Origin of the sequence: Paenibacillus sp. Soil522, assembly GCF_001428245.1 — a bacterium.
Classification (GTDB): domain Bacteria; phylum Bacillota; class Bacilli; order Paenibacillales; family Paenibacillaceae; genus Pristimantibacillus.
Genome location: NZ_LMRV01000066.1, coordinates 258,407 through 271,129, shown reverse-complemented (window position 1 = coordinate 271,129; position 12,723 = coordinate 258,407). Strand labels below are relative to the sequence as shown.

Annotated in this window: 16 protein-coding genes and 2 pseudogenes; 7 read left to right on the top strand and 11 right to left on the bottom strand. The window is 42.7% G+C overall.

Going from position 1 to position 12,723, the window contains the following annotated elements; genetic code table 11:
- Nucleotides 1-198: 198 nt before the first annotated feature.
- From ASG81_RS31255 to ASG81_RS22200, 5 genes are all read right to left on the bottom strand, one after another.
- Nucleotides 199-375 (bottom strand): GrpB family protein, encoded by a 177-nt coding sequence (locus ASG81_RS31255; RefSeq protein ID WP_442952945.1) that lies wholly within the window; start codon nt 373-375, stop codon nt 199-201.
- 79 nt (nt 376-454) lie between these two features.
- The coding region (locus tag ASG81_RS31250) for a GrpB family protein (protein ID WP_155971786.1) at nt 455-823 on the bottom strand (369 nt) is incomplete at its 3' end.
- A 139-nt stretch (nt 824-962) separates the two neighbouring features.
- Nucleotides 963-1,403, bottom strand: a complete 441-nt coding sequence (locus ASG81_RS22210) for a GNAT family N-acetyltransferase (RefSeq protein ID WP_056639357.1) — start codon at nt 1,401-1,403, stop codon at nt 963-965.
- Between the two features lie 91 nt (nt 1,404-1,494).
- Nucleotides 1,495-2,586, bottom strand: coding sequence for a ribosome small subunit-dependent GTPase A (gene rsgA, locus ASG81_RS22205; RefSeq protein ID WP_056639355.1), 1,092 nt, complete (start codon nt 2,584-2,586; stop codon nt 1,495-1,497).
- Nucleotides 2,587-3,278: 692 nt separating this feature from the next.
- Nucleotides 3,279-4,151, bottom strand: a complete 873-nt coding sequence (locus ASG81_RS22200; RefSeq protein WP_056639354.1) for an AraC family transcriptional regulator — start codon at nt 4,149-4,151, stop codon at nt 3,279-3,281.
- Nucleotides 4,152-4,450: 299 nt separating this feature from the next.
- Here ASG81_RS22200 and ASG81_RS22195 point away from each other — a divergent pair, with 299 nt between their 5' ends.
- Nucleotides 4,451-4,834 carry a hypothetical protein gene (locus ASG81_RS22195; RefSeq protein ID WP_056639352.1) on the top strand — a complete coding sequence of 128 codons (384 nt, stop codon included), beginning with the start codon at nt 4,451-4,453 and terminating at the stop codon, nt 4,832-4,834.
- Between the two features lie 645 nt (nt 4,835-5,479).
- Here ASG81_RS22195 and ASG81_RS33025 read toward each other — a convergent pair.
- From ASG81_RS33025 to ASG81_RS22185, 3 genes and pseudogenes are all read right to left on the bottom strand, one after another.
- Nucleotides 5,480-6,229: an ATP-binding protein gene (locus ASG81_RS33025; protein ID WP_235548977.1), complete on the bottom strand. Its 750-nt coding sequence runs from the start codon at nt 6,227-6,229 to the stop codon at nt 5,480-5,482.
- Nucleotides 6,230-6,268: 39 nt separating this feature from the next.
- A pseudogene (locus tag ASG81_RS34115) lies at nt 6,269-6,661 on the bottom strand (LytS/YhcK type 5TM receptor domain-containing protein); the annotation flags it as partial.
- An 860-nt stretch (nt 6,662-7,521) separates the two neighbouring features.
- The gene (locus ASG81_RS22185) at nt 7,522-8,241 is read right to left on the bottom strand and encodes a hypothetical protein (RefSeq protein ID WP_056639348.1); all 720 of its coding nucleotides are present in this window, start codon (nt 8,239-8,241) and stop codon (nt 7,522-7,524) included.
- A gap of 74 nt (nt 8,242-8,315) precedes the next feature.
- Between ASG81_RS22185 and ASG81_RS30180 the strand changes: the two are divergent.
- Nucleotides 8,316-8,516: pseudogene (locus tag ASG81_RS30180) on the top strand (IS110 family transposase); the annotation flags it as partial.
- 183 nt (nt 8,517-8,699) lie between these two features.
- Here the strand turns inward: ASG81_RS30180 and ASG81_RS22180 are convergent.
- Nucleotides 8,700-8,945, bottom strand: a complete 246-nt coding sequence (locus ASG81_RS22180) for a DUF7336 domain-containing protein (RefSeq protein ID WP_056639346.1) — start codon at nt 8,943-8,945, stop codon at nt 8,700-8,702.
- A 412-nt stretch (nt 8,946-9,357) separates the two neighbouring features.
- The gene (locus tag ASG81_RS33560) at nt 9,358-9,486 is read right to left on the bottom strand and encodes a hypothetical protein (protein ID WP_268795812.1); all 129 of its coding nucleotides are present in this window, start codon (nt 9,484-9,486) and stop codon (nt 9,358-9,360) included.
- 125 nt (nt 9,487-9,611) lie between these two features.
- On the opposite strand from ASG81_RS33560, the gene ASG81_RS22175 reads away from it, so the two are divergent.
- From ASG81_RS22175 to ASG81_RS22165, 5 genes are all read left to right on the top strand, one after another.
- The gene (locus tag ASG81_RS22175) at nt 9,612-9,896 is read left to right on the top strand and encodes a hypothetical protein (RefSeq protein ID WP_056639344.1); all 285 of its coding nucleotides are present in this window, start codon (nt 9,612-9,614) and stop codon (nt 9,894-9,896) included.
- Nucleotides 9,877-10,194: a hypothetical protein gene (locus tag ASG81_RS22170; RefSeq protein ID WP_235548976.1), complete on the top strand. Its 318-nt coding sequence runs from the start codon at nt 9,877-9,879 to the stop codon at nt 10,192-10,194. Before ASG81_RS22175 ends, ASG81_RS22170 begins: the two co-directional genes overlap by 20 nt.
- Complete coding sequence (locus tag ASG81_RS33020) at nt 10,175-10,489, top strand: restriction endonuclease (protein WP_235548975.1); 315 nt, start codon at nt 10,175-10,177, stop codon at nt 10,487-10,489. Before ASG81_RS22170 ends, ASG81_RS33020 begins: the two co-directional genes overlap by 20 nt.
- Nucleotides 10,480-10,650 (top strand): topoisomerase DNA-binding C4 zinc finger domain-containing protein, encoded by a 171-nt coding sequence (locus tag ASG81_RS33015; RefSeq protein ID WP_235548974.1) that lies wholly within the window; start codon nt 10,480-10,482, stop codon nt 10,648-10,650. Before ASG81_RS33020 ends, ASG81_RS33015 begins: the two co-directional genes overlap by 10 nt.
- Nucleotides 10,651-11,019: 369 nt before the next feature.
- A complete protein-coding gene (locus ASG81_RS22165) occupies nt 11,020-11,337 on the top strand; it encodes a hypothetical protein (protein ID WP_056639341.1) in 318 nt (105 codons plus the stop codon).
- A gap of 208 nt (nt 11,338-11,545) precedes the next feature.
- Here the strand turns inward: ASG81_RS22165 and ASG81_RS22160 are convergent, their stop codons facing one another.
- Nucleotides 11,546-12,586: a LacI family DNA-binding transcriptional regulator gene (locus ASG81_RS22160; RefSeq protein WP_056639338.1), complete on the bottom strand. Its 1,041-nt coding sequence runs from the start codon at nt 12,584-12,586 to the stop codon at nt 11,546-11,548.
- Nucleotides 12,587-12,723: the final 137 nt, after the last annotated feature.

The window sequence follows — 12,723 nt, the reverse complement described above, 5'->3', positions numbered from 1 at the left end:
AATCAGTCCCAGACCAGATATAAAACTGCTCTTCCACATTTGTTGTTTCCCCTCACTAAAAAAGTAATCGTATAATTCATAGGTGTGATTATAACACATWACYTATTGCGCAATCCTGCCCGTTAGTTGAGAAAACGGCAGCCATTATGTCGGCCCCGTTTCTTATGTTCATTAAGAAATCGTACCCGTTTAGCGTAATCAACGGTGGTTATTTTTCTCACTCAATTTTGCCTTTTGAATTACATCAAGAATAAATGGATGCTTGGCATTGGTATAAGCAACTCTGTCATAATGATACTTTTCTGCAAGTTCTTTTTTTAATTGATTGTACTGCTTAAGCATTTCTGGATGGGTTCTTAAATAATCCCTGAACAAAATATTGTTTTTCCATTCTTCGCTTCCATAAACGTAAATATGTAAATGATGCGTTCCTGCTCTCCATTGACCTCTCCTNTCTTAAATAATCCCTGAACAAAATATTGTTTTTCCATTCTTCGCTTCCATAAACGTAAATATGTAAATGATGCGTTCCTGCTCTCCATTGACCTCTCCTGAAAAACCTTCTGTTAGGGAATTTATTGTGATAAACATGCTCATACCCTATCTTTGCAAGGGGTTCAATAAAGGCTTCAACTTCTTTTAATTCGTTTATTCCGACCATGAAGTCGATAATCGGTTTTGCTCCTAGCCCCTGAACAGAAGTACTACCAATATGTTCAATAGCAATTGCTTTATCAGTCATAACTTCCTCAATTTTTCTTTTCTCCTCTTGGTATATAAATGGCCATTCGTCGTTATATTCTTCAATTCTTACCGTTTCCATAAGTACCTTCCTGACTATTGAAGTAATCTGCCTTTTAGCTTAATAAACAATGAGGAGCAGCTGCCGCGGCTAACTGCTCATCATTGTTAAACTAAAGTTCCCATCCCTCAATTATAAATATTAAACTTCACTGAATCACTTATACAAAAGAGTATTTAGCGATCATTTCTCCCCAAGGAGCTAGTCCTTCTTCTATAAATCCTGCCTTTGAATATAATCTTTTCGCTTGTTGATTCTCTGGATTGTATCCAAGAACAAGAACATCGGTACGATCTTTTCTTGTTCTTATTTCTTCAATTACCATTTGAACTGCTATTTGACCATATCCATTCCCTTGATACATTTCATCAATCATATGTCGATACAGCCAGTAATTATTGTCATCCGAATCAATTCCAAAGAAGGTATACCCAATCATAGTTTGATTTTTATAAATGGCTAAACTTGAAAAACCATCTAGAAATTGTGATTGAGCAATGGAATACAGATTGGATGCGATAAAACCAATTTGTTCCTGCTTGAGTTTTAAAGCAGCACATTCTTCCCAGTTATCCTTATTAATTTCTTGGAACCTAATCATCGAACTCCTCCAATTTTTTCAGAGAGACCCGACTATAATCTCTCTTGTGAAATAATAACTTCTCCGGCTCAACAACAAAATAAACAAAATTTCACAGATCAACTTCCCCTTGGAATCTCTTTCTATGCTTCGGCTTGCTGCCCGGACTGCGCCCAGATTCCTTCTGACGCTTGCGATGTACATTTCGCTCCTTGCGGGCCAGGTGAGCAAGCTCCTTCTCCGTTTTACGGTAGTTCGCAAAACGGAGCGGCTCGAGCCGGCCCTCCGAAAGTGCTATTTGAACCGCGCAATCCAGCTCAGCTTCATGGCGGCAGTCGCGATAGCGGCACTGCCGGGCCAGCTGCTCGATATCCGCAAAGGTGTGATGCCAGCCTTCAACAGTATCCCAGAGCTGCAGCTCGCGCATGCCCGGAGTATCGATCAGCAGAGCACCGGACGGAAGCAGGAACAGCTCGCGGTGAGTTGTCGTATGGCGACCGCGGGCATCTTGATTACGAATATGCTGGACCTCCTGGACGTTATTGCCAATCAGCCAGTTCAATAGCGTGGACTTCCCTACACCGGAAGATCCCGTTACGGCGATGGTTGTCCCTGACGTAAGGTAGTCCTCAAGCTGCTCTAAGCCTAACCGTTCATGGACGCTGATACAGTGAACAGGGACACCCAGTGCAATGGATTGAACCTCTTGCAGGAGAGCTTCCGTGTTATCGCAAAGATCCGCTTTAGTCAGCAGCACGACAGGTGCAGCACCACTCTCCCAAGCGGCAATCAAGAAACGTTCAAGCTTGCGAGCGTTATAATCCTGATTGAGCGCAGTAGCCAGAAATACGATATCGATATTTGCTCCTATAATCTGCTCTTCAATGATGCTCCCTGCTTGCTTCCGGGTCATGGCTGAATGGCGGGGAAGCACAGCGTGAATGATCGCATCCGGCTCGCCTTTCAGCAGTTCTAAGAGCACCCAATCACCGACTGCCGGAAAATCACCTCTTGCTTCAGCGGCGTACTCGAATTTCCCGCTAACCTTGGCGATTCTATCGCCCTCTGACGAGATGACCCGATATACATGAGAATATTGGGCTGTAATTCTCCCAGGTACAAGCTCCTTGCTATGCGACAAGGGAGTGGCAGTGGTAGCAAGTGTATCTTCCCAATAACGGCTCCAGCCGTATGCTGTAATCATGGACTCATGATTTAAATGTTCGATGATGGAATAACCCCTTTTTCCTAAATTTTGCACAGCAAAAAGACCGCAATGATTCTGCGGCCATAAAAAAACCGCAAGATCCGTAAACGGTCTCTCACGGGGTTGCTGGATGATGGATTGGCTAGTTCACCAAATCAGACAATCAGATCTTAAAAGTTCCCGAAGAGACCGATGCTATTCACGACGACCGACATGTTCATGCTCAGCTTCAACTCGTACATATGCATCAGCCTCCTTCACTAAAGTTAATTCAACTATACCATACAGACCCAAAATAAGGAAATAGCTAGCGCACAGATAACTGAAATTGATATCGACTATGATTTTCCTTGCGAGGTTAAATGACGACATGGACCAGTGAGAGCGGCTTGATGTGTCGACAAGGACGCATTGCTGAATAAGCTGCAGCGCGAATATGTTCTCACCCTCCCGAGGTATAAGGGGACTGGTGATGTTAAAAAAATGTTCGACAGCAGCGGGAACGTGAACGGATAAGTACTGTGAAAAGTTCTGATTCGTATTTAAGCGAGAGGAACTTAATAACGGATGGCTTGTTCTATTATTCGCTCTATCCTTCCCGTTCGTAACAGGCTGCCAACATTATCGACAGCCAGTTGCGATTACACTATCGTACCCCTTTAGTTGAACAATCTACAGCGCATTTTCTCTTATTTTTTCTTAATCGGTATCCATATCTCACTTTTAAATTGCGGCGAAGCAACATCTTTGTGCTCGTTCCAAAGGATTTCCGGCCCTTCGCTTAATTCATAATCCGAGGATGGAAACCATTCAGAATAGATACGTCCCCAGACCTCCTGAAGCGCACTCGGAAAAGGGCCAACGGCTGCAAATACGGCCCATGTAGACGCCGGCACATCCAGCTGTGCCATGCTGTTTGGAGTGTCTTGCGTCGTGGCCGCACCGATATAATGGTCGCACTCCCCTTTCTCTTCCATTCGCCCTTCACTGAAATTTGTTGAAGCACTGATTAGTCCCGAAGGCTGAACATTCGACAACCCCTTAATCTGACTGATCAATTCAGGCGTTAAGCTTTCATACATGGAGGCAATCTCCGGATTAATCCCTTGGAATAATATGGGCACTCTTTTTTTGATACCCACAATGCGAAAAGCCTCTTTGTCTTCAATGCGGTAATTCATTTCATTTCCTCCTTTGATGGTCAGTTGAAAGGTCATACGTGGGAAGGCTTTGAGGGACTGTCCATGGGACCGGGCATCCGAGGGAGTAACCCGGTGCATGCTTTGAAAAGCTCTGGTAAAGGAATCTGGTGAGGTATATCCGTACTTCAGGGCAACATCGATGACCTTGATACCACTGTGACTTAGCTCGAGGGCTGCCAGAGTCAGGCGCCTGCGGCGGATGTATTCTGACAGAGTAATGCCTGCTAGGAATGAGAACATACGAGTAAAATGGTATTCCGAACAGCAGGCTATTTTCGCAACCTCCTGATAATCCACAGGATTTGTTAGGTTCTCCTCAATATAGTTCAGAGCTTTGTTCAATTGTGCCAGCATATCCATGATATTGCCTCCCCTCGTTACACAAAGGATAGCAGAGAAGGTTTTTCCCTTCCCGACTTTTTCTGCACAATCGTGCATGGTCTTTCTTGTTAAACGGAATAAAATAATAAGCAGCGGCAGATCACTGATTTCTATTGAAAAGATTATCATACTATATTCAGCTATGCTGCCCGTTAACGAGGCTGCGGCTGCTGATCATTCGCAGCAACCTAATGATGTAATTTATTGCGATTGAATAAGCGTGAAACTACTTGGGAATACCAAAACAAGACGTATGTTGCATTATAGGAGTGGTTGATTTGAGAATGTTCTCTATGCTGTTGATTATTGTTATTACTTTGTTATTTATCCCAATTCATATGGCGAATGGACAAGGTAAACCAAAAAACGAAATACTTGAAGAATTGGTTATCAAGGAGCTCCAAGTTAAAATTGAAAATGGTTTAATCAAAAATAAGATATTAGAGCCACATTCGAAAGTGGATATTGATGATTTCCGTATCTACGATATTATTAAACGAAACGATAAGTTTGAGATAGTTATTGAAGGGACAATCACAAGTGAAAACGGACGTAGTAAGGACAAAGTGCTGATTTACCTAAAAAATGTCAACTCAGAAGAACTTGAAGTGACCAACATTGACAGACCTGAAAATGAATATATACCAAGGAAATTAAAGTGATCACTAAACGCTTTCTCAGTTATCATGCTGGATAGTGGCGAAAAGGCAGCCGTTATTAATGGCTGCCTTTTCCTGATGATTAATGCTGTATATATCCGCCGAATAAGTACAACTATCCTGCCAGTTAACCATCCATGCCGCTCACGCGATACCACAGATTATGGAATTAATTGCGTTCTTCCATGGGAGCTCAATAATAAAAGAGGAGCGGCCACAGGCGCACTCCTCCAGTATCGTACCCGTTAGCGTAATGAACTTTTTGGTCATTTACTTTCATCATTAAACCATCTTGTTATGGTTTTGACTTTTGTAAAGCCTAAATATTTATAACGAATGGTCACACTTTGAATTGGTTGTTTTTCATAACGGATGCGCAATCCATATTGCATAGGGGTTTGTACTTTATTCTCCAACGCTGCATGAAATTGTTTCAGTGAAAGTTTAGGGTAAATGGACTACGCTGTTTATCTAAATTTTTATATATCTTAGACTTCTCAATCTTCAAGTTGACGGGATGCGGCTGATGCACCTTGCTGAAGAGCTGATGTGCCTCTCAAAGAAACCTTGAGGAGTTGAAGCGGAGCCGATCCACTTCTTTTTTGGCAACGAAAAAAGCCCGCGAATGCGGGCTGTCTCCTCTTCAGTTCATTCAGCCTCCGGAAAGACGATATGCGCTTTCGTTCCTTTTCCGGGCTCGCTCTCGAAATTCAGCGTGGCGTTCATAGCCTCCAGCAAGCGAAACGTCACCATCAGCCCTAAACCGGTTCCTTGTGCCTTCGTCGTATAGAATGGGTTTCCGAGTTTTTGGAGTTGCTCTGAAGTCATTCCTTCCCCTGAATCGGAAATAAACACACTCACTTTTCCGCCCGACGAAAATGTCTCCACATGAAGCGTCCCTCCGTCAGGCATGGCTTCGATAGCGTTTTTTAAAATGTTGAGCAGCGCTTGCTTGAGCTTGCTTTTGTCGCCGCTTACGTACAGGTTTTCGCCAATCCTGCTGATTATCTCCACCCGGTTCATTGATGCGTACGACGAAACGATTTTCAAAACGCTGGTCATTTTTTCTGAAACGCTAATTTTACCGACATTATTTAACTGCGGTTTCGCAAAGTCCAAGTAATCGCTTAGCACGGATGCGGCCCGATCCAATTCCGCAATGGCTATTTCCATGTACCTGCGAAGCTTTTGGTCAGCTGAACTCTTTCCAAGCTGAAGAAAACCTCGGACGACCGTCAACGGATTTCTAACCTCATGCGCGATGGAAGCCGCCATCTCGCTTATGAGGGCAAACCTCTCGGAATGATGCATTCGCATTTTTAAAGAAAAATTCTCTCTGATAATTTCAATGACGTTAATAGCGAGCACAATCGACAACCAGGAAAATGAAAATAACACCGCATAAAATCCCCAACCGGAAAAGGTTTTTTCTGAGAAAAAATACCATAGGGAGAGACTTACAAAGTTAGCATAAGAAATCAGTCCAACACCGATTTTAATTTTTTGAAAACGTCCAGATTGCGTGTATTTATTTTCCAAAAAAATACAAGGCACCGCGATAAGCAACGAGGCTATCAAAAATCCTAGACTAGAATAAAATCCCGCCAACAGGGAGAGCCGATAAATCAAAATCAACGACGCTGAAATCCCGCCCCCCAAAATGCCTCCGTACAAAAAACCGATAGTGAAAGGAATCCACCGCATATCCACCAGAATAAGACTTTCACTAAGATGCAGAGGAAAGTTCATGCACAAAATGCCCGTAATTCCCGTAAGAAGGCCAATCACAATTTGTTGATGGCTCCTTTTTTTCAAGGGTCGAATTTCCATAAAAACCAATTGATAAGCCAAAACCGGCAATAGCACTATGAAAACGTTTACAATTAGTTCTTTTATCATCAACGTTGCTCCTCGGGAAATTAAACAGCTTACCGAATTATAACAGAATTGTGAAAGTTTTTGTCGAAAAGTTTTTTTGGAAAAATGTTACTGTAGTCGTGGAATGAAAAAAAGGACGGTTGTAGTCCGCCCTGTTGCCTTTTCCTCTCTACTCAAAACAAAAAGGTCGCTTTTGGAGCAGGCCACTAAAAAAGTCCTAGATTTTTTTGAGCACCGCTGATTTTTACTCTGAAGAAAAAAGAAAACATACAAAAGACCGTTTAAAGCCATTTCACAGGCAAAAAACGGTCTATTTGCATCAACTTTTATAGGGCGTCCTACTTTTTCGGTGGCGTCTCATTGTCGTCGGCTGCCTCCGTGTCTTTATTGAACTATCTACCCGTTAGCCATCCATGCCGCTCACGCGATACCACAGATTATGGAAGTAATTGCGTTCTTCCATGGGAACTTAATGCTCAAATGCAATGTCTCCAGTCTAACCTACTCTTACCAGTCCAACAACAGACTCCCCGGCAATGAATATATGTTCTTGTCCTTGACTTTGGACATGAACATATATCCTTAAAACAAAAAAAACCGCGTAAAACGCGGTTCCTTATGCATATATGTTCTTGTCCTCCTACACCGGCAGTTCGCATGAATCTGCGGATTTATTAGAGACGAACGGATACCATTGGGTGCTGCACTAGGATCTGAACAATTCGTGCTGATAGCAAGACCACATGCAGCTTTAAATATGAAAAAGGGCACCCGAAGGAGTGCCCCATTACTTCTTTCGCTCGAATATGTGCTTACTCCAACGTACCAATAAACCCTGTCCCTTTCTGGTAATTACCACTTTCCATCAGAGGGTCTACAGTCCACTTCTTTGCAATAAGCAGAACATCTTCTTCATTAGGTAAATTCGGTTCATCGGCTTCTAAATCCGTAAATATTAGATTATTCTCCAGTTCTTCCTTACTAACCTCACCTTGATTAATAATGGTTTCTCCGGACTCACCTAAATATCCGTAGGCGCGAACTAACTCACCATTAATAGATTTTGCCCACGCATGGTACTCAACTACTCGATGAGTTCCAAAGTAGTAAGCTTCCCTAAATTTTGAACTCAAATCGTCAATTACAGTTAGTGGGCTTGGTGATTCCACTCCACTTAAATCAGGCATTATCGAATTAATGACCAATATCCAACCATTAATTGGTGGGGATACAAAGTAGTATCCTTCGTCAGCCCCTTCAATTCCAGTTCTCCAATTCGAAACTTGTACGTTTTTTAATTGCATTGTATTTAGTACAGCTTGGGCATCAACAGTCTTAACAGCAAACCATTGACATTTGTAACCAAATGGAACTGGCAAATCAGGATTTGAGTCAAATTGATTAGCTTTTGGACTGGTCTTAGTTGGACTCTCAATACTAACCGAATTTTTGTTGGAACTTGTACGTTTTTGGAAGTAAAAAAATGCCGCTATTAAAATAATAATAGCCAAGACTACAAAAAACATTTTCATGAGTTTTATTCATTCCATCCCTTCTCAGAACATTATGTCTGTTATTCGCTCAAAAACAGTATTCGTCTAAGTAAATTTTGGCTGAAATTAGGAAAACCGATCGGTTCGATCACGCAAAGAAGCTGGTCGCCTTTGCTGGTGTTGATCCCAGTGTATTTGCTTCAGGTAAGTTTGTTGCAACCCAAAATAGAATCACGAAACATGGCTCCAGAGGGCTTCGTACAGCCCTGTATCAAGCTGTGCGATGTGGTATTCGTAGTAATAGAAACAAGAAATGAAGAGCTTTCTTCGATAAAAAGCGTGCTGAAGGATATACCACTCCAGGAATCGGCCATTAATAATTAAATATTGACAAGCTATTAGCTGGAATAGCGTGGATATGGCAGTCGATCGTGCCAGCTGCCGCGGTGTCCATATTCAACTATCGTACCCGTTAGTTTAACGAAGAAAATAAGCTACTAATCCACTTTTTCATTCGCTTCAGACCATTTAATAAACCCTTCTGTCCAATTATCTTTGTCAACTTCATATTCAACAATATAAAAAGTATCTAAATAATCTCTAAACCCTGGAAGTGTTTTGTATCTTTTCACTACTGATTCTGCTTTTTCTAATAATGAATAGATTCCTATTAGTTTTGTCTCATCATAGACTCCATCTTCCCCGACCTCATAAGAATGTTCAACTAAAAATACAGTTTTCATATTCTATAAACCTCTAAAGGTGTATTCGTGAAATCATTAAATTATCCTGCGTTAGTTGAGTGAAAAAATGGAGCATCTGCACAGCTGCAGCTTGCTCCACTATCGTTACCCGTCAGCTTAATATAATACGATACGCACAGCCACATCTTAGGGAGGAGACGGAAGTTGCTTTCCGACGTTAATCAACCGGGAACAGCAATTGGACGACTCTTTTCAGGATTGGTACCGCAATATCGGGTATAGGGTTCAGCAAAAAGAAGATATGACCCAGGTGCCGAAGTCGAACGTCTTGATGATTTACCTGATATAGAAACCGAATAAATGTACGATGAATGTGAAAAGGGATGATGATTTTTGTGTTATGGGACCAAGTTCTTGTTATATGGAACTTGATCCCATATTCCACTTATGCTTATTTATTATTTAGATTTCTTAAAACCATCGGCATCTTTTTTTCTTTCTTCGTTAACTTCTTCTCTGACTTGTAATTAGGATTGGCTGATTTAAACCTCGCCGCATCCATTCCATCCATTATGTTCATCTTAATACCTCCTTTGGTTACTGTTATTGTCTCCTTATTTAATTGCAAAATGGGTTCCAAATACTGTTGCTACAGCAATAAATGTTCTACTTTTGGGTATCATAAGCCCAAGGTGGTGTAAAAGAATGTGGATTATAAAGACCGAACATAAAAGAGATGCAGACGGCGGAACTGCTGCGCTAGAACTCGAAACCGAAGATAAGCGTTTTGATGTAAATATTAGATGGGATGGCTGCGCTGAGATTCATGTATATTCAATTACGGAAGAAAATCGTGAAATCAATGATACCTTCCATACATGTGATTTAAAAGGATTTATCGATGTGTTGCAGTCACTCAACAGCGTATGTAAAGATTACTTTGGTGAAGGAAGCTATTGGGAGGACACTCATGATGTTGAATTTGTCTGAACTCGGAAATCTTCACGCCGATATCCAAGCCGTTCACGAGATTGTCCAAACACTAAAGGTTATAATCGATGGTAAAGAAATTGAAATTGATATCCTCAGAAATCAGAACGGCCATTATTTTTATGAGCTAAGCCATTACTATAAACACGCGGACAAAACCGATCCTCACGATCCATCGGAAAATAGATTTTCATCTGTTGAAGAAGCGGCACGAGGAGCACTCCGCTGCGCTACGATGTTTTACCGGAGTACGGATGAAGGTGGAGCTTGGGTGAGAAATGAGTCTTTCACTCCATAGAAAAATACGGCAGCCGAATATCAGGAGACAACATAATAGGTGTCTTATTTACGCGTCAGGGAGGCAAACAGGCGCGTTTAAAGAGATCAGGCCTAAAGGATATCGACGAAAGGACGGCAGGCAGTTTGAACATTATCTCGGTCACCTTCTCAGGGTACATGTGTATTCAGTCGAAGTAACCAGAGCAGTTGGGGACTATGGCGCTGACCTGGTCATAAAGAAGATAGTAAGAAGATTGTTGCAGCTGCATCAGGTAGAACGTAAATGCTCGCGCTGTGGTAGTAATTGGTTCTAAGGAAAGGGCCTAAAGGTGAATTCTACGGATGCAGTGCATTTCCCAAGTGCCGAAATATCACCTCAGCAAAAAGCACCCAAGTGGTGCTTTTTATTTTACCTTTCGATGCTTTCTTGCAGTCTCCTTCTTCATATGGCAGGAGCTATCCACTTTTAGGATAGCGCATCCAGCTGCGTATACCACGTGCGTTCACCTGGATCGTATCCCGCTTAACTGCCAGTTAGCTCAACTAGGCTCCGTTATTTTTCCCAACGTAGACGAATCTTTTTAGATGGTCTCTTTTTGCAGCTGCTTCAAGTTCCCTGTTGAATTTCCACGCCATTGCTACTTCATTCTCCAAACCTTCAATAATCATCTGAAATTGTTATCACGTCCTTATTTGAATTTTAGGGACATCCGGATTCGTTCGCTTGGCCTACCCGACTAAACGAACTGGGAATGCAAATTTCATTAATGGAATCTCTTCAGGTCTTAACTTAACCAGTCCAAGTTCCGACAAAGAATATAACAAGATATTAGGGGAGATAAATTTGTCACCAAATAAAAGAAAAAAACTATACAAGTCACGCGCGCTTATGGCGATTATGAAGCTGATCTCGTTATTTCTAAATCCGGAAAAAAAAACATTGTACAAACCAAACGCTGGTGGCCACATGTTCGTAATCATCGCGTTACTATTCGCATGCATCGGCATATTCGCGGGCTCAGCGGCGGGACTCTACGCAGTCCTCGAACTGTGGTTCGGTCTTGGCATGACTTACGCGGAATGCTGCGTAATGACCGCAGTCTTATTCATAACAGCGGTAATCTTAATGTTTAAGGATGCGCGTGAACTTGAGGAGGATTAAACGCAATAAGCGTCTGTATCCCGATTGAACAAGCTGGGGGATCAGAGTTTAACTGAGGTAAAGTATTTGAGATGTAAACTTAATGGGATTAATTTCTGACTAAAAATAGACAATTGGGGAGTTTTCAATGTCACGCATAAAAAGAAGCAATGGGTCTCTATTTCAGCACACTTTTCATGAACACGCGTTTATATCGGCTTAAAAAAATTCACACCCTTCGGCATGAATCCCTGATCACAAGACTGCAATCAAGCGTGATTTGTTTTACATCCTCCGTTGGCCGTTCGATTTTGGCGATTAGAATAGAAGTCAACTGCCCCAACATGCCGCTGAAATCGATCCGGATGGTCGTCAGAGCGGGATGATGCTTCTCGCTGAGCGCATGATCATCGAAGCCGATGATCGACATATCTTTCGGCACCTGCAGCCCATGCTCCTTCAAAGCCCGGATCGCGCCGAAAGCTACACTATCGTTGGCCGCAATAATTGCCTTAGGCCGTTCCCCTTGCGTACGAAGAAAAGAATAGATCGCCTCATACCCGCTTTCTTCATGAAAGCTGCCTGCCAGCACCCAATCCGGATTAACATGTAAGCCGCATAATTGCATAGCTTTCAGGTAGCCCTCATATTTCGTCGGGCCGGATAGCCGTTTCATATCCCCGTTAATAACGCCAATCTTCGTATGGCCAAGTCCCGCCAAATAAGCAACAGCCTGCTTCATCCCGGAATCATTGTTGAAATTGGCCACAATCCGGTTGGATTGCGGAGTGTCCGGCTGCTCCTGGTCCACGACGCCAACAATAAAGCCCTCGGTAACAAGCTCCTCGATGAGCGGCTCATGATTGGCAGCGCCAATGAATATGCCCCCGTCAATCCGCCGCTGGAAAAAAATCTCCTTTACGTTCTTGACCGTCTCCGGATCGTTTGCGTCACGAATGATATGCGTCAGCACGTAGTATCCGTATGCGGAGGCATCTTCGATTACACTTACGATAAGCATGTTCGTCAAAATGTCGCTGGACACATGTCCCGGTGCAATGAGGAACAGCCCGATCGTGCGCGCCCGTTTCCCTGCCAGCACCTGTGCAGAAACATTGGGAAAATAATTATACTGCTGGATGACTTTCATCACTTTCTCGCGCGTCTCCGCCGGAACGTTGGCGTAATTGTTGATGACTCTGCTAACCGTGCTTCTGGACACGCCGGCCAGACGGGCAATCTCTACACTGTTTATATCCGCCTTTTTCAATAGATGTTCCGCCTCTTCCGTAAACGCGTGTTTATGAACTCATAATACACAAATCACAAAATCATTGTCAATCCTTTTTGCAACATAAGTTTCAACTTGCAGCATCCGCTCTGAGACAAGCCCCGGATCGAAACCCG